This window comes from Streptomyces sp. KMM 9044 (genome assembly GCF_024701375.2).
In the GTDB taxonomy this organism is placed as follows: domain Bacteria; phylum Actinomycetota; class Actinomycetes; order Streptomycetales; family Streptomycetaceae; genus Streptomyces.
This window is the reverse complement of the sequence record NZ_CP113910.1, coordinates 3,074,638-3,090,742: the sequence shown is the minus strand read 5'-3', so window position 1 is coordinate 3,090,742 and position 16,105 is coordinate 3,074,638. Positions and strand designations below refer to the sequence as shown.

At 70.0% G+C, this 16,105-nt stretch carries 20 protein-coding genes; 17 read left to right on the top strand and 3 right to left on the bottom strand.

What is annotated here, in order from left to right:
- The first annotated feature begins 64 nt into the window (after positions 1 to 64).
- The 14 genes from HUV60_RS13790 (at position 65) to HUV60_RS13725 (ending at position 11,219) form a co-directional block, all read left to right on the top strand.
- Positions 65 to 823: a hypothetical protein gene (locus HUV60_RS13790; protein WP_257850982.1), complete on the top strand. Its 759-nt coding sequence runs from the start codon at positions 65 to 67 to the stop codon at positions 821 to 823.
- Positions 814 to 1,788: a hypothetical protein gene (locus HUV60_RS13785; protein WP_257850983.1), complete on the top strand. Its 975-nt coding sequence runs from the start codon at positions 814 to 816 to the stop codon at positions 1,786 to 1,788. Before HUV60_RS13790 ends, HUV60_RS13785 begins: the two co-directional genes overlap by 10 nt.
- On the top strand, positions 1,785 to 3,092 hold the full coding sequence (locus tag HUV60_RS13780) for a CpaF family protein (RefSeq protein ID WP_257850984.1): 1,308 nt from the start codon (positions 1,785 to 1,787) through the stop codon (positions 3,090 to 3,092). Before HUV60_RS13785 ends, HUV60_RS13780 begins: the two co-directional genes overlap by 4 nt.
- Positions 3,093 to 3,207: 115 nt before the next feature.
- Entirely contained in the window at positions 3,208 to 4,200 is a 993-nt protein-coding gene (locus HUV60_RS13775; RefSeq protein WP_257851737.1) for a type II secretion system F family protein, read from the top strand.
- Positions 4,201 to 4,214: 14 nt separating this feature from the next.
- The gene (locus HUV60_RS13770) at positions 4,215 to 5,123 is read left to right on the top strand and encodes a type II secretion system F family protein (RefSeq protein ID WP_257851738.1); all 909 of its coding nucleotides are present in this window, start codon (positions 4,215 to 4,217) and stop codon (positions 5,121 to 5,123) included.
- Between the two features lie 120 nt (positions 5,124 to 5,243).
- On the top strand, positions 5,244 to 5,495 hold the full coding sequence (locus tag HUV60_RS13765) for a hypothetical protein (protein WP_257850986.1): 252 nt from the start codon (positions 5,244 to 5,246) through the stop codon (positions 5,493 to 5,495).
- Positions 5,496 to 5,564: 69 nt separating this feature from the next.
- The gene (locus HUV60_RS13760) at positions 5,565 to 6,014 is read left to right on the top strand and encodes a TadE family protein (RefSeq protein ID WP_257850987.1); all 450 of its coding nucleotides are present in this window, start codon (positions 5,565 to 5,567) and stop codon (positions 6,012 to 6,014) included.
- Complete coding sequence (locus HUV60_RS13755; RefSeq protein WP_257850988.1) at positions 6,015 to 6,476, top strand: TadE/TadG family type IV pilus assembly protein; 462 nt, start codon at positions 6,015 to 6,017, stop codon at positions 6,474 to 6,476.
- On the top strand, positions 6,473 to 6,934 hold the full coding sequence (locus tag HUV60_RS13750; RefSeq protein WP_257850989.1) for a Tad domain-containing protein: 462 nt from the start codon (positions 6,473 to 6,475) through the stop codon (positions 6,932 to 6,934). Before HUV60_RS13755 ends, HUV60_RS13750 begins: the two co-directional genes overlap by 4 nt.
- Before the next feature lie 23 nt (positions 6,935 to 6,957).
- Positions 6,958 to 7,275 (top strand): hypothetical protein, encoded by a 318-nt coding sequence (locus tag HUV60_RS13745; protein WP_042176818.1) that lies wholly within the window; start codon positions 6,958 to 6,960, stop codon positions 7,273 to 7,275.
- Positions 7,272 to 8,699 carry a putative T7SS-secreted protein gene (locus tag HUV60_RS13740; RefSeq protein WP_257850990.1) on the top strand — a complete coding sequence of 476 codons (1,428 nt, stop codon included), beginning with the start codon at positions 7,272 to 7,274 and terminating at the stop codon, positions 8,697 to 8,699. Before HUV60_RS13745 ends, HUV60_RS13740 begins: the two co-directional genes overlap by 4 nt.
- A complete protein-coding gene (locus HUV60_RS13735; protein ID WP_257850991.1) occupies positions 8,696 to 10,018 on the top strand; it encodes a hypothetical protein in 1,323 nt (440 codons plus the stop codon). Before HUV60_RS13740 ends, HUV60_RS13735 begins: the two co-directional genes overlap by 4 nt.
- A complete protein-coding gene (locus HUV60_RS13730; protein WP_257850992.1) occupies positions 10,015 to 10,620 on the top strand; it encodes a hypothetical protein in 606 nt (201 codons plus the stop codon). The genes HUV60_RS13735 and HUV60_RS13730 overlap by 4 nt, the downstream gene beginning before the upstream one ends.
- Before the next feature lie 8 nt (positions 10,621 to 10,628).
- A complete protein-coding gene (locus HUV60_RS13725; protein WP_257850993.1) occupies positions 10,629 to 11,219 on the top strand; it encodes a hypothetical protein in 591 nt (196 codons plus the stop codon).
- A gap of 10 nt (positions 11,220 to 11,229) precedes the next feature.
- Here the strand turns inward: HUV60_RS13725 and HUV60_RS13720 are convergent, their stop codons facing one another.
- A complete protein-coding gene (locus HUV60_RS13720) occupies positions 11,230 to 11,883 on the bottom strand; it encodes a hypothetical protein (protein WP_257850994.1) in 654 nt (217 codons plus the stop codon).
- A 661-nt stretch (positions 11,884 to 12,544) separates the two neighbouring features.
- On the opposite strand from HUV60_RS13720, the gene ltrA reads away from it, so the two are divergent.
- Positions 12,545 to 13,735 (top strand): group II intron reverse transcriptase/maturase, encoded by a 1,191-nt coding sequence (ltrA, locus tag HUV60_RS13715; protein ID WP_257850995.1) that lies wholly within the window; start codon positions 12,545 to 12,547, stop codon positions 13,733 to 13,735.
- The gene (locus HUV60_RS33915) at positions 13,666 to 14,016 is read left to right on the top strand and encodes a group II intron maturase-specific domain-containing protein (RefSeq protein ID WP_443047289.1); all 351 of its coding nucleotides are present in this window, start codon (positions 13,666 to 13,668) and stop codon (positions 14,014 to 14,016) included. Before ltrA ends, HUV60_RS33915 begins: the two co-directional genes overlap by 70 nt.
- 339 nt (positions 14,017 to 14,355) lie before the next feature.
- Here HUV60_RS33915 and HUV60_RS13710 read toward each other — a convergent pair whose 3' ends face one another.
- Positions 14,356 to 14,547: a DUF397 domain-containing protein gene (locus HUV60_RS13710; RefSeq protein WP_257850996.1), complete on the bottom strand. Its 192-nt coding sequence runs from the start codon at positions 14,545 to 14,547 to the stop codon at positions 14,356 to 14,358.
- Between the two features lie 8 nt (positions 14,548 to 14,555).
- Positions 14,556 to 15,329, bottom strand: coding sequence for a helix-turn-helix domain-containing protein (locus HUV60_RS13705; RefSeq protein WP_257850997.1), 774 nt, complete (start codon positions 15,327 to 15,329; stop codon positions 14,556 to 14,558).
- Between the two features lie 292 nt (positions 15,330 to 15,621).
- Here HUV60_RS13705 and HUV60_RS13700 point away from each other — a divergent pair, with 292 nt between their 5' ends.
- Positions 15,622 to 16,038 carry an ATP-binding protein gene (locus HUV60_RS13700; RefSeq protein ID WP_257850998.1) on the top strand — a complete coding sequence of 139 codons (417 nt, stop codon included), beginning with the start codon at positions 15,622 to 15,624 and terminating at the stop codon, positions 16,036 to 16,038.
- Positions 16,039 to 16,105 lie beyond the last annotated feature (67 nt).

Below are 16,105 nucleotides of genomic sequence, written 5' to 3'. Positions count from 1 at the left end.
GTGAAGTGTCCTGATTTTCGAGATACTTGGCAGACATCATCTTGGGCGTACGGGGAGCGATTGCGTGAAGATCCAGGAGCGTGCGGGGGCGGGCGCGGGGCGTTCCGCTGCTCCGGCTCAGCCATCGGTCGGTGACCGGCTTCCCACTCCGCCTCGTGAGCGCAAACCCGCGTTGGCCGCGCTCGCGGTGCTGCTGATCCTGGTGGGCGCGCTCGGTGCCACGATGCTGGTGCTCCAGGTCGGGGACCGGATCGAGGTCGTCAAGGTCACCAAGGAGATTCCGGCGGGACAGGCGGTCAACGACGGCAGCGTCGAGTCCATCCTCGTCGTCGACGATCCGGAGATCAACTACATCCCGTGGACCCAGCTGTCCGCGCTGAAGAAGCTCAAGGCCGTCAGCACCATCCCGGCCAACGTCGTCGCCGTCGGCGACATGTTCGGTGACGGGGCCAAGATCCCGGACGGCAAGTCCGTCGTCGGCCTGTCCCTCAAGGAGGGGCAGTACCCGGCCGGGATCGAGGGCGGCGACATCGTCACCGCGTACCGCGTCGGGGGCGCCGGGTCGAGCTCCGGGGGCGGAGCCGACGAGGACGGCGGCTCCGCGGCGGGCGGCAGCAGTTCCGTGATCGCCGAGCAGGCTCGCGTGGAGTCCGTGCCCAAGCAGAGGGGCGACAGCGGCATCGTCAGCAGCGCCAACCTGCCCGTGACGCTGGTCGTCGACAGCGCTCAGGCCGCGGCGCTGACCCAGGCCGCTTCCAACGGCGAGGTGGCACTCGTCCTCGTTCCTGGCAATGAGAAGGCGGCACCCCACTCATGGCCCTGATCGCCCTCGCCGCCGACAAGGGTTCCCCCGGCGTCACCACCGCGGCCGTCGCTCTCGCGGCGGTCTGGCCGCGACGTGTGCTGCTCGCCGAGACCGACCCGGCAGGCGGTGACCTCGTCTACCGCAGCGCCGCCGCCCACGGCGGTCCGCTCAACCCCAACACCGGCATGCTGTCCATCGCCGCCACCGCGCGGCGCGGACTCGTGCCCGACCAGCTGTGGGACCACGTCCAGCCGTTGAGCGGCGGACTCGAAGTGCTCGTCGGACTCGGCAACTCCGAGCAGGCCGCAGGCCTCGCCGGGCTGTGGCCGACCCTCGGGCGCGCCTTCGCCTCCCTCGCCGACTCCCCGCACGCGGCCGCCGACGTCGTCGCCGACTGCGGGCGGATCAGCGGCGACACGCCGGCGGTCGAGCTGTTCCCGCACGCCTCCCTCGTCCTGCTCGTCTCCCGTACCGAACCGGAGGCACTCGCCCGGGTCCGGGACCGTGCCGCCGCCCTGGCCGGCAAGCTGAACGGCGGTTCGCGTGTCGCCGGGCCGGGCAGCCCCATGGTCGGTGTCGTCCTGATCGCCGACACCGGCAGCGCGGCCAAGCTCGCCTCCCAGGTCAACGACATGCTCGTGCACGCCCAGACCGGCGCCCGCGTGGTCGGCACCCTCGCCGACGACCCGGCCGGCGCCGAGCAACTGGCAGGCCGCAGGCGGGGCCGGCTCGACAAGTCGCTGCTGATCCGCACCGCCCGCAAGGTGACCGCCGACCTGTACCAGCAGTACGGCGCCGCCTGGACGGCCTCCGCCCACGCCGCGCGGCCCCAGCAGCCGCATCAGTCCCAGCAGGGTCAGTACGCGCAGCAGGCGCACCACGCACCGCAGACCCAGCCGGGTCAGGCCGGTCAGCCGGGTCAGCCCGGCCAGTCGGCCGTGCAGGGCCGGTCCGACGGCCGTGCCGCCGGAGCCGGGCGATGACCGCTGTCGACCATCAACTGGTCAAGCGGTTCCGTCAGGACGCCGGCGACCGCATCTCCGAACAGCGGCGTCTCGACCAGGTCAACGGTGTCACGCCGATGTCCACCGAGGACGAGCGCCAGTTCGCGCGGGCCGTCATAGCGCAGATCCTCGAGGAGCAGGCCCGCTCCGAGATCAACGCGGGCCGTACACCGCTGGACGCCGAGACCGAGGAGCAGTACGCGGCCGCCGTGCACGCCGCGCTGTTCGGCGTCGGGCGGCTCCAGCCGCTGCTCGACGACCCCGAGGTCGAGAACATCGACATCAACGGCTGCGACCAGGTGTTCGTCGGCTACGCGGACGGCCACGAGGTGCAGGGCGAGCCCGTCGCCGAGACCGACGAGGAGCTCATCGAGCTGATCCAGGTGCTCGGTGCGTACTCCGGTCTCTCCTCCCGGCCCTTCGACTCCGCGAACCCGCAGCTCGACCTGCGGCTGCCGGACGGGTCCCGTCTCTCCGCCGTCATGGACGTGACGAGGCGTCCCGCGCTGTCCATCCGACGGGCCCGCATGGGCAAGGTGTTCATCTCCGACATGGTCGGGAACGGCACGCTCACCCCGGAGCTGGGGCACTTCCTGGCCTGCGCGGTGCGCGCCCGCAAGAACATCATGATCGCGGGAGCCACGAACGCCGGCAAGACGACACTGCTGCGCGCCCTCGCCAACGAGATCCCGCCGCACGAACGTCTCATCACCGTCGAACGGGCCCTGGAGCTCGGTCTCGACTCCTTCCCCGAACTCCACCCGAACGTGGTGGCGTTCGAGGAGCGGCTGCCCAACTCCGAGGGGCAGGGCACCATTTCCATGGCCGAGCTGGTGCGCCGTTCCCTTCGTATGAACCCCTCGCGGGTCATCGTCGGTGAGGTGCTCGGCGACGAGATCGTGACGATGCTGAACGCGATGTCGCAGGGCAACGACGGCTCCCTGTCCACGATCCACGCCAACAGCTCCAGCGAGGTCTTCAACCGCATCTCGACGTACGCCCTGCAGGCGACGGAGCGACTGCCCATCGAGGCCAGCCAGATGCTGATCGCGGGGGCGGTGAACTTCGTCGTCTTCATCGAGCGGCGCAACGAGTTCCAGAACGGCGGCCGGCTCCAGCGCATGGTCACCTCCGTCCGCGAGGTCAACGGCGTCGACGGACGCGTCCTGTCCAGTGAGGTGTTCGCCCGGTCGCCCGACGGCCGGGTCGTGCCGCACGCCCCCATCGCCTGCCTGGAGGAACTGATGGCCCACGGCTACCGCCCCAGCGGAACGTGGGGGTGATGATCCGGTGACCCGTACGACGACCACGGACCTCCTCGCCACCGCTGCCGACACCGCCGCTGTCGACATCACCTCCGCCACCACGGACCTCACCGCCGCCGGCTCGCTCGGCTCGATGGGCGGACTGTTCTCCACCACGGTCCTGTACGCGCTCGCGTGCGGCCTCGCCGTCGGCGGCGGACTCGCCCTCCTCGTCGTCACCGTACGCGGACTGCCCGCCAAGCCCGAGCACGAGAAGCTGCGGACGAGCGCGCGTGCCGCCGAGCTGATCCGGTTCGCGGGGCAGCGCGGCTCCCTCGCCGCGATCGTCGGCCTCGCCGTGCTGCTGCTGACCCGCTGGACCGTCGCCGGTGTCGCCGCCGCCGTCCTCGTCTTCTTCTGGGACCGCCTGTTCGGCGGAGCCGCGGAGGAACGGGCCGCCATGCGGCGTGTGGAGGCCCTGGCCTCCTGGACGGAGTCGCTGCGCGACACCATCGCCGGTGCGGTGGGCCTCGAGCAGGCCATTCCGGCGTCGGCGCGGGCCGCCGCGCCCGTCCTGCGCCCCCATCTCGACGCGCTCGTCGACCGGTTGCGCTCCCGCACCCCACTGCCCGAGGCGCTCCAGCATCTCGCCGACGAGATCGACGACGCCTCCGCCGACATCATCGTCGCCGCGCTCATCCTCAACGCCAAGCTGCGTGGCCCCGGTCTGCGGCAGGTGCTGGGCGCGCTGGCCAAGTCGGCGCGCGAAGAGGTCGACATGCGGCAGCGCGTGATGGCCCAGCGGGCCTCCACCCGGAGGTCGGTGCAGATCGTCGTGGCCGTCACGATCTCGTTCGTCCTCGGACTGGCCATCTTCAACCGGGAGTTCGTCGAGCCGTACGGGACGGCGGTGGGACAGCTCGTCCTCGCCTGCGTCTGCGGGCTCTTCGCGCTCGGCTTCTGGTGGCTGCGCAAGCTGTCCACCATCGAGACACCCGAACGCTTCCTGGTGCGCGACGAAGCGGCGGTCCAGTTCGTACGGCCCCGTACTCCGGGGGCAGCCGCCGCGGGGCAGCAACAGATGGAACCGGGGCACGCGCCGTCGCTGCGGCTCCCGCACCAGCAGGGCAGGGGGGTACAACGGTGAACGACGAACTGACGATGCCGGTGGTCGTCGGCGCGGTCCTCGGACTGGGCGTCTACGTCCTGATCCGGGCCCTGATGCCCACCCGGCGCAGCGCGGTCGCCCAGGTCGCCCGGATCGACGCGATGCGGGCGCGGGGCGCGGCGCACGAGTCGGCACGCACGCAGAAGGACACCGGCCGGTTCGCGTCGCTGCGTGCCGAAGTGGGCGCGCGCATCGCCGAGTTCTATCTTCAGCAGGGCTGGGAGCAACGCTCGTTGCGCGCCGACCTGGCCGTACTGGAACGGAGCTGGGAGAAGTTCCTGGCGACGAAGGTGCTGCTGGCGGCGGGGGGCCTGTTCTTCGGGCCGTTCCTCTTCGCGGTCGTCTGGACGCTCGGTTTCAGCCGCAGCCCGGTCGTCCCGGTCTGGCTGGCGCTGCTCTGCTCGGTCGTCTTCTTCTTCCTGCCCGACCTGGAGGTACGCCGGGACGCCGCCGAGAAACGGCGCGACCTGCGCCGGGTCATCGGCGCCTATCTGGACCTGGTGTCGATGAGCCTGGCCGGCGGACGCGGCCTCCCCGAGGCGCTGATGGCGGCGGCCGAGGTGTCCGACGGCTGGGCGACGCAGCGCATCCGCAACGCCCTCGCCGACGCCCGGATCACCGGTGTCAGCCAGTGGCAGGCGCTGGGGCAGCTCGGGGACGAACTGGGCGTCGAGGAGCTGAAGGACCTCTCCGCCTCCCTCGCCCTGGTCGCCGACGACGGCGCCAAGGTCCGTGAGTCCCTCGCCTCCCGTGCGGAGACCATGCGGCACCGCGAACTCTCCGAGATCGAGGGCGGCGCGGGCGAGAAGTCCCAGTCGATGCTCGTGGCGCAGCTGCTGTTGTGTGCGGGGTTCCTCGTGTTCCTGATCTTCCCGGCGGCGATGAGGGTGTTCCAGGTGTGAGAACCGTGAACGGGAGCGGTGCCGCCGCGCACCACGGGCCCCGCACCGCCCCTTGCGAACCAACAGCCGGGAACCGTACGTCAGAGCATCTGTGAACCGCATACGAAAGGACGAAGCGTCATGAACGGACGTACCTTCCCCACGGGCATCCCCGCCGTGGACTTCCTCGTCACCTTCATGCAGGCCCGCGTGGAGCGCGCCCGCTCCGGCGAACTGGACCGCGGTGCCTCCGCGGTGGAGTGGGTCATCATCTCGGCGGTCGTCGTCGCGATCGTCGGCGTGGTCGCCGCCATCATCAACGCGGCGCTCAGCGAGGGCGCCAACAAGGTGGGCGACTGCATCAAGGGCGCGAACGCGGGCAGCACCTGCTGACCGCACGCACATGGTCACTGCTTGTGCTACCGCCGAACGTCTGACACCTGACGCCTACGGGGAACGGAAATGCCGGTGCGCGTACGTCGCTGGGCACGCCGACGGGCGGAGGCCGCCTCCGTCCGCGGCGACTCCGGCATGACCGCGATCGAGTTCGTGCTGCTCACTCCGGTCCTGTTCTTCATGATCTTCGCGACGGTGCAGTTCGCGCTGTACTTCTTCGCGGACCACGTCGCCCAGGCGGCGGCGCAGGCGGGCGCGCGCAAGGCGCGGGCGACGGCGCACGACCAGCCCGGCGGCTGGCGGGGCGAGGCACAGGACGTGGTGGACAGCTACATCCGGCAACTGGGACCGCAGCTGGTGCTGTCGCCGGACGTGCGGATGCTCCAGCCGGAGCAGGACACGGTGGGCGTGGAGATCACGGCACGCATCCCGACGGTGTTCCCGGGCCTCGACCTCACGGTGCACGCCCGGTCGGCGGGTCCGGTGGAGCGGTTCGTGGAAGAGGGGGAGAACTAGATGGGCCTCTCCCGTCGGCCGGAGCGCCGGGGACCGGTAAACGGCCGGGGCCCGTCCCGCCGGCTGCCCGCGGACGACCGTGGCCTGTCCACCGTCGAGGTGGTGATCCTCGCTCCGGTGATGATCCTGTTCATCCTGGTGCTGGTGGCGTTCGGGCAACTGGTCAGCGGACGCGGCGCGCTGGACGGCGCGGCCCGGGACGCGGCACGCGCGGGCTCCCTCCAGAAGGACCACGTGCGGGCGATGGCCGAGGCACGCGACGCGGCCGAGGCGAACCTCGCGGACATCTGCTCGGGTCCGGTGAACGTCGTACAGACCAGTGCGGGCTTCGAACCGGACACCCTCTTCACGGTCGAGGTGAGCTGCGAGGTGCGCGGCCTGGCCATGCTGGGCCTGAACATCCCGACGACCCTGTCGGCGAGCTTCAGTTCACCGTTGGACCCGTACCGGAGGACGGCATGAGGGCACAGGTGCGCACGTGGCTGACGCGTCGCGGCCCCGGGTTCGACGACCGTGGCTCCGGCGCCGGCGCGGTCATCGTCTTCGCGCTGGTCTTCATCTCCCTCGCGGCCTTCGTGATCGACGGCGGTCTCTCCGTCTCCCAGCGCGAACGCGCCGCCGACATCGCGGAACAGGCCGCCCGCTACGCCGCCCAGGACATCGACCGCGAGGCCCTGTACGAGAACGTGGACGAGCCCGCTCCCATCAACTACGAGAACTGCGACGCCCGGGTGAAGGCCTTCGCCCGCGAGATGGACATGTCCGGCGCGGACGTCGCCGGTACGCACTGCGTGGCGGCGAGCGCCCAAGGAGTCGAGGTACAGGTCCAGTTGACGTACTCACCCGTCTTCACCGGCGTGTTCTACGGTGGCGATGTGGTGGTCCGCGGCCAGGCGGTGGCGGAGAACGAGGTCGGCTGAGCCGGGGCCGGAGGAGGAGCACCATGGGAGACCAGGAAGCGGACATAGCGCGGATCAAGGAGAGCGCCCGCGCGCTGAAGCGCATCCGCGACACCTTCGCGGAACGGGCGAACCCGGCCGACGGGTACGGCGTCGACGACATCGGCGCGCAGAAGATCCTGGACGCCTTCGACGAGTTCGACAGCAACTGGAAGATCCACCGCAGGCAGCTCACGGAGGAGCTGGAGAAGCTGCACGGGATCACCAAGGGCGCCGCCGAGTCGTACGAGACGCTCGACCACGAACTCGCCGAGGCCCTCAGAAGCACTGACGACCGGCAGCCGAAGGGGGGCGGGAAATGACGGCCCGCCCCGCCGCGCACCGCTGGGCCGTGCTCGACGAGTCCTCCGACCCGGTCCCCGGGGACCCGGACGCGGTCGCACGTCTCGGACGGCAACTGCGCAAGACCGCCGAGGCCATCGACAAGGAAGCCCGCGAGATCAAGGCGCTGGCGTCCGTGGAGAACTGGAAGGGCAAGGCTGCCACCGAGTTCCGGGGCGCGGCCGAGGGCGCCGGTGACAAGCTCCGCAAGGCCTTCAAACGCTACGACGAGGCCGCCGACGCGCTCGGTACGCAGGTGCGGGACGGGGTGTGCAGCAACGAGTTCGCCTCGGAACTGCATCGCGCCCAGCAGGTGGCCGACAAGGCGCTGCGGGACGCCGAGACGGCCGATGAGGGCCTGGGGTCCGCGAAGCGGTCGCTGGACGGGCTGCCCGACGACACCCCGAAGGACGATCCGGACAGGAAGAAGCACACCCGGCAGCAGGAGGCGGCGTCCTCCGCCCTGTCGGCGGCGAAGGAGGCGCTGGAGACCGCCAAGGGCATCCGTGACCGTGCCGCTCGAAGGGCTGCCGACGCGATCTACGACGTGATCGAGAGCGACGGGCTGAAGGACGGCTGGAAGGACAAGTTCAAGAACTGGGTCCACGAGAACGCCGGCTGGCTCAAGGAGATCTCCACATGGGCGGGACGGATCGCCCTGTGGGCGGGAGTGGCGGCCCTGGCCCTGGGATGGATCCCGGTCATCGGGCAGGCCATCGCCGCCGTGGCCGGCGCCGTCGCCCTGGCGGCCAGCGTCGTGGCGCTCGCCACCGACCTGGTGCTCGCGCTGGGTGGTGAGGGAAGCTGGAAGTCGGTGATCCTGGACGCCGTGGGCGTCGCCACCTTCGGTCTCGGACGGGCGGCGATGGCCGGAGCGAAGGGCGTGGCCGCCGGCAGCAAGGCCCTGGCACGCAGCAACCTCTACAAGAACGCCGTGGCGTCCGGCATGAAGACCAACAAGGCCTGGAACCTCGCCAACCGCGGTGCCCAGGGGAGCAACCGGAGAAAGGACGCGGCACAGGCGATGGCGGACATGCCCAAGGGGAAGCTTCCCAACTGGAGCAACATCAAGGAGGGCTTCAGCCCGTCCGCCATGTACCGGGACACGGTCGACGGCGTGAAGTCGGTCGGCAACGCGTTCTCCCGACAGGGCCGGCGTGACGGGCTCAGCGGCATGGCCGCCCCCCGCTCGGCGGGCACCCTGGACCCCGACCTCGCCAGGACGGCCGCCGGTCTCGACGGCATCGCACCGGCCGCCCGGGAACTGCCCGCGGTCAGCGGCGCGCTGAACAACTTCACCGGCCAGGCCAACGTCTGGGCGGGTACCACGGCCACCGGCACCACCGCCGGCGCGGAGGGCGCCTACGGCACGGTCACCTCCCTCTACGACGGGGTCACCCGTTGAGCACCGAGCCCGCCCTCAGGCCGGCCGCCTCGCGCGGTCCCGGCCTGGAACGATGCCACGTCTCCCGGTTCTACGCACAGGACGGCGCTCTCGTCCTGCGCACCCGCGGACGTACCCGACGCTTCCCGGTCGGCGGGGCCGCCGGTATCGCCCGTGCCGTGTTCGTCGACGCGGCGGGCGGGGACAGGACGCGCGTGGGGCCCGACCTCCCCGGCTCCTGGGGGGAGGTGCAACTGCAGGACGGGGACGGTGCGCTGGTCGGCCGCTTCGACATCGAGGACTGGCTGCCCGAGGCTCCCGTGCTGCCCAAGCGGTCGGTGCAGGGCGAACAACTGCTCGCCCGGACGGGCGTGGCGGGACTGCTGCGGGCCGCGGGGGTGCCACTGCACGTCGTACGGGACAGAAACGACCCCCTGGTGGTCTCGAAGGGCGCGGGCGCCTCCCTCGGCCCGGGCCGTTCCTTCCCGTCCTGGTACTGGGGCACGCGCGCCGTCGCGGGGAGCGTCTGGTTCGCGGTGTTCACGTGGGTCGTGTTCTCCGACACGACGGTCCCCTGGATCGTCCTGCTGCTCGCCGCGACCGCCTTCCCGGCGCCCGTGGCACGGCTGGCGCTGCGGGGCTGGATCCGGCTGCGGACGGGGCGCCACGACCCCGTCGTCCGTGAACGCGTCCGGGCCGGCCCCGCGCGGGAGACCGGTGCAACGGTCAGGTTCCGCCGGCACACCGAGCTGCGGGTACAGGACCGGGACCTCGTCCTGCGCGACCTGGGCGGCCAGGAGTACTGGTTCGCGCTGTCCGGCCCGCACGCGGTGACCTCGCTGGTCCGGGTGGAGGACCGCGCGGGCAGACCGGTCGGTGTCGAACTCCGCGGTCCCGGGGAGCAGGTGCGGGCGGTGTTCCCGTGGGACCTGTGGTTCGGCGGCGAGGAGGGTGCCGACGGGTGGTCGAGGCTGCGCCGGGCCGCCGGGCTGGCGGTGTCCGAGCGCCGTCTGGGCGGCAAGGGGGCCTGGCCCAAGGGCCCGGTGCTGGGCACGGGGCTGCTGCCCGGTTCCGGTCCGGCAGCCCGCCGCATGGCGCGGTTCCCCGGCACCGTCGCCGGGGTGTCGTCCACCGCCGTCATGGCCTTCGGTTCCTTCTTCTCGGTGGTCCAGGGCCTGCGGGTCGCGGACTCGGCCCCCGGGCCGGCGGCCGCCGCGGTGCTCATGGGGGTGCTCGGCCTCGTCCTGCAGGCCGTGCCGTACGCGCTCCACCAACTGCGCAGCCGGCTCCTGCTCGACCGGCCGGTTCCGGAACGGACGTCCAGGGAGGGCAGTCGATGACACGCACCGGGAAGACCGCCCCGCCCGCCGACTACCGCCTGCTCCTGCCGGAGGGGTGGTTCCGGATCCTGCTGGACCCGGAACAGCGCGACAGGTCGATCGACGCTCTGGTGGAGCGGCAGTTCCACGGCATCGACAACGCGCCGCACCTCAAGGACGAGCTGCGCGCGGACCTGCGCAACCGTGCTGCCAAGGCGCACCGCGGCGGCGGCATCGAGCTGTACCTCAGCCTCCAGGAGGCGGGGCCGTTCACCGTCCCCGCCTCGCTGCTGGTGAGCCTGGCACCGCTCCGCCACGCCGAACCACTGCCGCCGGAGGCTCTGGCGCGGGCGTTCGCTCAGGAGGCCGGTCCGGCCACGGCGACGGAGGTCGGTATCGAAGAACTGGCGGCGGGCACCGCCGTACGGGTGCGCAGAACGACGCGCCGACCGGGGGAGGGGAAGGACGGGGGCCACGTCTCCGTCTCGGTGGAGTACCACGTGCCCGTCCCCGGCACGACGGAGTTCCTGCTGCTCACCTTCTCCACGCCCCTGGAGCCGATCGCCGACGCGATGGCCGGCCTCTTCGACGCGATCGCCGCCTCGCTGACCTGGACGGAGTGACCACGGACATGACCGACGACCTGTCGAACCTCGGCCTGGAGTGCTCGCAGGACTGGGTGCCGTTTCCCCTGTCCGGCACCCTGGACCTGGACTACTGGGCCACGTACCAGGCGAAGGAACTCGCCGAACGGTACGAGCGCGACGGGGAGAAGGGCAACGCCCGTCTGCTGGCCCGCGACCTGAAGCGAGTGGCGGCCGACTGCCGTACCCGCGAGCTTCTCGGTGCCTTCGGCTGGTACGTCAGCGGGCACCATGCGGTGGCGGCCGTCCTGGAGCTCGACGCCGTCCATCCGGACGCCACCCACCCCGAGGTGACCCTCTCCCTGCTCACCGCGTCCATGTCGGCGCGGGACTTCGGAGAACCGGACGTCCGCGAGACGCGGCTGCCCCTCGGCGACGCCGTGCGCATCCGCCAGAACCTCGTCGAGGACAGGAAGCGCCTCCTCGGACCGCGTCCGGTGATCCGCACCCTCTTCTACGGCGTCCGGCCGGCCACGACGGACGCCGCGGTCACCCTCCTGGTGTCCTGGACGGAGCCGGTCCTGGACGAACCCCTGGAAGGCATCGTGGACGGCATCGCGCACACGCTGTCGCTCTGACGCCGGCCCGCTACGCGTTGCCCTTGCCGCCCCGTTCGTCCTTGACCTGCATCTGGTCCTTGACCTGTCGGGTGAGTTCGTCGTCGAGTTTCTTGAACTCGTCGGTGGTTCCCGGCACGGGGATGCAGGTCTGTGTCAGCACCATACGGAGGGTACGGCTGTCGCCCTGCGCGACGGGTACGTCCTCGACGCCGTAGGTCCGCGCGGCCGGGCCCACGTCGGGGATGTCGACGGTCGTGACCTCGCGCCAGGCGTCGCCCTCGCGGCGGGCGGTGATCGTGCCCAGGCTCCCGGCGATGGCCCGCGGGTCGGTGGACAGGGCGACGCCCTGTTCGTTCCTGGCGCCGAGGACGGAGACCGTGACGGTCGCGGAGAGCGGGACGCCGTCGAAGTTCTCGGCCATGCAGCCCAGGTAGAGGGCACCGGAGTCGTGGGCGTCCTTCGCCATCCTGCGGAGCATGGCGGTCAGGTCGGCGCGGTACGGGGCGAGTTCCGGGAGTTCACGGATCCGCTCCTCGACCAGGGCCCGGATCGTGGCCTCGCGCCCCTCCGGGCGGATGCCGAACTCCCACCACGAGTCCGGGACCGCCAACGAGATGCAGTCGGCGAAGGTGGGCGTTCCCCGGACCTCTTCGTTGGGCTCGCCACCTCTGTCGGTAGTCAATGAGTCTTTGTCGTGCGCCCAGCAGAACAGGAGGTGACACCGTGACGTAGCGGTGTTCTTGCTGTTCGGAAGCTCGTCGTCGCCTGCCGGTGGAAGTCCGGTCCGGGTAGCTGCCAGGAGGCCCGGTAGCAGGCTGGCGGCGTCGGAGGGAAACGTCCGGCGTCGAAGCCCAGCGTCAAAGGCCCTGCAAGGGGGAGCGACGATACGGTCCGTAGCATTACGCGAAGCCTGCGGCGTCGTTACTCAGCCACTCTTTCGGGTGGAACGAGGGAGTGCCGAGCCCTTCGAAATCGGGGCGAAGGCCATGGAAGCGGTGAAGATCCTGGATGGTAGCCGTGAAGGACTCCTCGGCGTATGGGGCGCGGAACGTATCGAAGGTGGCGGCGGGAACTGGGGAGGCCCTCCCTGGCCCGGTGACCTGCGGATAGACGTCATCGGAAGCGGCGTGTCCTATAACCGGTGATCCCGGGAAGTGGACGCGAGCCGGGTGGGCGTCGGAGGTGGCCGTAGTACCGCTCGTGCCGAGGAGACAACACAGCTCCCGGTGAGGGAAGGGCCACTGCTTCGTCGGTGCGTCATGAGGTGAAGGAGGGGCCCGGTGAGTGCCCGTATGGCTAGTCCCGCCGTCGGGGGACGTTCTCCCTCGGACAAGGTCCGCGCCTTGCAGCATGCGCTTTACCGGTCGGCCAAGGCCGATCCCGGACGGCGGTTTCACGCGCTGGGAGACAAGATCCACCGCAGGGATGTTCTCCGGCGCGCGTGGGCCATGGTGCGTGCCAACAACGGCGCACCGGGCGTCGACCGCACCACCCTGGCCGACGTCGAGGAGTACGGCATTGACCGTCTTCTTGGCGAGATGGCCGACGAGTTGCGGCAGGGACGGTATCGGCCGTTGCCTGCCTGCCGGGTACTCATCCCCAAGCCGGGGGTGAAGGACGAGCAAAGACCGCTGTCCATCCCGACGGTTCGTGACCGTATCGTGCAGGCCGCGATGAAGATCGTGCTCGAGCCGGTTTTCGAGGCCGACATGCTGGCGTGCAGCTTCGGGTTCCGCCCGAAACGCTCGGCGCATGACGCCTTGCAGGTGCTCATCGACGAGCACTATCGGGGCAAGCGGTGGGTGGTGGAGACGGACATCGCCGAGTGTTTCTCGGCGATCCCGCACGAGAAGTTGATGTCTGCGGTCGAGGAACGCGTCTGCGACCAGTCTGTTCTCAAGCTCCTGCGGCAGATCTTGCGCGCCGGGGTGATGGAGGACGGGCAGGTGCGACGGCCGGTGACCGGGACCCCGCAGGGCGGTGTGATCTCACCGCTGCTGTGCAATGTCTATCTGCACCGGCTGGACCGGGCGTGGGACGAGCACGACGGGACCCTGGTCCGCCATGCCGACGAGCTGGTCGTGATGTGCTTCTCCCGCAGCCAGGCCGAGAGGGCTCTCGCCCGACTGGTCGAACTGCTGGGGGAGCTGGGGCTGAAGCCGAAGGCGGCCAGGACTCGGATCGTGCATCTGGCGACGGGCGGGGAAGGTTTTGACTTCCTCGGATTCCACCACGGTCAGGTGCGTTCCCGGGGGCTGCACGGACGCCGACGGCTCTTCGAAGTTGGTGGGGGTGATCGTCGGCCGACGCGCCTCGGCCGCCCCACGGAGCGCCGCCCGACCAGGACGTTCGACGGGCAGTCGGCGCGTGCCGAGGTGCCGACGGCCGGCGGTACCCCCGTCAAGTTCGAGGACCCGGACGCCGACGCGTCGAGTTCCTCGCCCGCTGGCCCTCGAACAGGGCGATGCAGCACGCCCGCGACCGGGTCCGGGAGATTACCGCCTGGCGCAGGCTCCCGCTGCGTCCCGAAGTGATCGTGGAGGACCTGAACTTGTTCCTCCGCGGGTGGATGGCGTACTTCAGGTACGGTCATTCCGCCCGCCGCTTCAGCAAGATCGGCAGATTCGCACGGGTACGCGTCGCGCACTTCATCAGCAGAAAGCACCGGCGTAGCCGGGCCTTCGGTTGGTGGGTGCTGACCATCTCGTCCCCGAACGACCTCGGTCTGATCAGCCCGTACGGAACCGTCGTGGCACCCAGGGCCGGAAGACCCTGGCGGGAAAGGCCGAATGCCGTCGGTGAACGACGTCGGTGAGCCGTGTGCGGGAGAACCGCATGCACGGTTCGAAGCGGCGGGGGCTGGAAACGGAGCGGAAGCACTTCGCCACCGCGCCAGCCCCCGACCCTACATTCCTCCACGCTGATCGGACGTCCGTACCCGTCCGAGTTTGCGGATGCGTCGCGGATCGCCCGGTGTCGGGTCCTTCTCCAGGTCGAGTACGTGCCAGTCCGTCGGCCTGTGCGACACCGTATTCTCCGCCGTGCACACGCAATGCCTACCGTTAGAACGCGCGTATGAACTTATCGCACGCGTTGCTTGTTGCGTGAGGGCATGGGGGAGCAGGGCGTTGGAGTGGGTGGAGTCGGCGCCTTGTCAGGTGGTGGTCGTCTTGAGGCTCTGGACGAGGGCGGTGAAGGAGCCGACCGGGATGGTCACCGTGCCCCGGGACGGGTTCTTCGAGTCGCGTATCGCGACTCGGGTACGCAACGGGGCGATTTCCACGCAGGTGTTGCCGTCGCCGCCGCCAGAGAACGAGGACTTCCGCCAGCGCGGGGGCTCGGTCATGGCTCGCCTCACAGTTCCTTCGCCAAGTGGTGGATGAAGTCCAGCGACGCCGTGGGTTCCAGCGACGCCTTCTCCACTTTACGGAACAGCGTTCGAAACTGGTTCAACTGAGGTTCTGCATCGATGAAGGCAGTCCCGGTGGGAAAGTCCCGCAGTACGGTGTCCAGTTGGGGCACAGGACCGCATGCGTGCATCATCGAGGCCTCGGCACCGGCGAAGCCGTCCTGGTGAGTGGGGATGACACGTACGGTCGCGTGACCGTCCTCGATCTGTGCCAGGATCTGACGGAGTTGAGCCTGGGTCACCTGACGGTCGGCTACACGGACCCGAAGGGCGAACTCGTGGATGATCGTCTCGTACGGCGTCGAGTTGTCACCCTCGATCGCGGCACGCCGGCGCATCCGGTGTTCCACGCGAGGAGCCAGTTCGCTCTCGGGCAGGCCCGGCATCATGTACGTGTACACCGCGCGGGCGTAGTCGGCGGTCTGAAGCAGCCCAGGAACGTGCGTGATCACGATCTCGCGCAGGGCCGTCGCGTGGTGCTCGACTTCGGCGGTGTCCAGGAACACCGGGGGCAGTACTCCCCGATACTCCTCCCACCATCCGCGCGTGCGGTCGGTCGCCATGGTGACGAGTGCGTCGATCAACCCCTCGTCCGTGCAGGCGTAGTGCGCCGCAAGTCGACGTACACGCTTGGCGCTCACGCCCGCGACACCGGACTCGATCTGGCTTATCTGGACCGAGTCGGCGCCGAGCAGCTCTGCGGCTTCTTTGGATCTCATGCCCATCGCCTCGCGCAGTTTGCGCAGCTCAGTGCCCAATCGCACCCTGCGGGCCGTGAGATGCCTCTTCGGCGGCAACGACGCCTCCTGGTCTCAAGTGCCTGACCCAAGTAACTCGTTCGAGGGGCAGAATACGGCAGCCGCTTGCAGTTTCCTAAAACTAGGAAATACCGTCGGCTACATGGCGAGCGCGTCGCGCTACTGCCTGGTGTCTGAAATGTACCGTTTCGTCATGCCCTGACGGGCGGCGATGCCACCGGCCAACCTCTCCCACCCTGATCGGAGTTCACTCATGCCAGAAGACGATCTCGTCGACTTGACGACCTCGTGGGAGTACACCCTCTACATCCCGAACGACCTGCGCGCCGTCACCGTCTCCCGCCGCACCCTCCGGTTGATCCTCACCATGCACGGGTTGATCCGCCTCGTGGACACCGCCGAACTGCTCGCGACCGAGCTGGTCTCCAACGCCGTACGCCACACCAAGGGGCCTGCCGCACTGCGGGTGCGCTGGTCGGCCGGCGTGCTGCGGATCGGAGCGTGGGACACGGACCCGGAGCCGCCGGGGGAGCCGGCTTTGTTTGCCGAGGCGGAGGAAGGGCGAGGACTCGCCCTGGTGAGGGCCTGCGCGGACCTCTGGGGCTGGCAGCCGCTGGCCGGGGACGGCAACCGGGGCAAGTACGTGTGGTGTGACCTTGCGGCGGTGTGAAGCGTTGATCACGTCGACCAGGACCCCAGGCGAAGCGGATCTGGAGGAGCTGATGATGCCGGACAAT

Coding starts and splice junctions, on each gene's coding strand:
- HUV60_RS13760 (WP_257850987.1), top strand. CDS start 5,565: ATGCCGGTGCGCGTACGTCGCTGGGCACGCCGACGGGCGGAGGCCGCC.
- HUV60_RS13755 (WP_257850988.1), top strand. CDS start 6,015: ATGGGCCTCTCCCGTCGGCCGGAGCGCCGGGGACCGGTAAACGGCCGG.
- HUV60_RS13725 (WP_257850993.1), top strand. CDS start 10,629: ATGACCGACGACCTGTCGAACCTCGGCCTGGAGTGCTCGCAGGACTGG.
- HUV60_RS13765 (WP_257850986.1), top strand. CDS start 5,244: ATGAACGGACGTACCTTCCCCACGGGCATCCCCGCCGTGGACTTCCTC.
- HUV60_RS13705 (WP_257850997.1), bottom strand. CDS start 15,329: ATGAGATCCAAAGAAGCCGCAGAGCTGCTCGGCGCCGACTCGGTCCAG.
- HUV60_RS13785 (WP_257850983.1), top strand. CDS start 814: ATGGCCCTGATCGCCCTCGCCGCCGACAAGGGTTCCCCCGGCGTCACC.
- HUV60_RS13750 (WP_257850989.1), top strand. CDS start 6,473: ATGAGGGCACAGGTGCGCACGTGGCTGACGCGTCGCGGCCCCGGGTTC.
- HUV60_RS13745 (WP_042176818.1), top strand. CDS start 6,958: ATGGGAGACCAGGAAGCGGACATAGCGCGGATCAAGGAGAGCGCCCGC.
- HUV60_RS33915 (WP_443047289.1), top strand. CDS start 13,666: ATGCAGCACGCCCGCGACCGGGTCCGGGAGATTACCGCCTGGCGCAGG.
- HUV60_RS13700 (WP_257850998.1), top strand. CDS start 15,622: ATGCCAGAAGACGATCTCGTCGACTTGACGACCTCGTGGGAGTACACC.
- HUV60_RS13770 (WP_257851738.1), top strand. CDS start 4,215: ATGCCGGTGGTCGTCGGCGCGGTCCTCGGACTGGGCGTCTACGTCCTG.
- HUV60_RS13730 (WP_257850992.1), top strand. CDS start 10,015: ATGACACGCACCGGGAAGACCGCCCCGCCCGCCGACTACCGCCTGCTC.
- HUV60_RS13740 (WP_257850990.1), top strand. CDS start 7,272: ATGACGGCCCGCCCCGCCGCGCACCGCTGGGCCGTGCTCGACGAGTCC.
- HUV60_RS13775 (WP_257851737.1), top strand. CDS start 3,208: ATGGGCGGACTGTTCTCCACCACGGTCCTGTACGCGCTCGCGTGCGGC.
- HUV60_RS13710 (WP_257850996.1), bottom strand. CDS start 14,547: ATGACCGAGCCCCCGCGCTGGCGGAAGTCCTCGTTCTCTGGCGGCGGC.
- HUV60_RS13780 (WP_257850984.1), top strand. CDS start 1,785: ATGACCGCTGTCGACCATCAACTGGTCAAGCGGTTCCGTCAGGACGCC.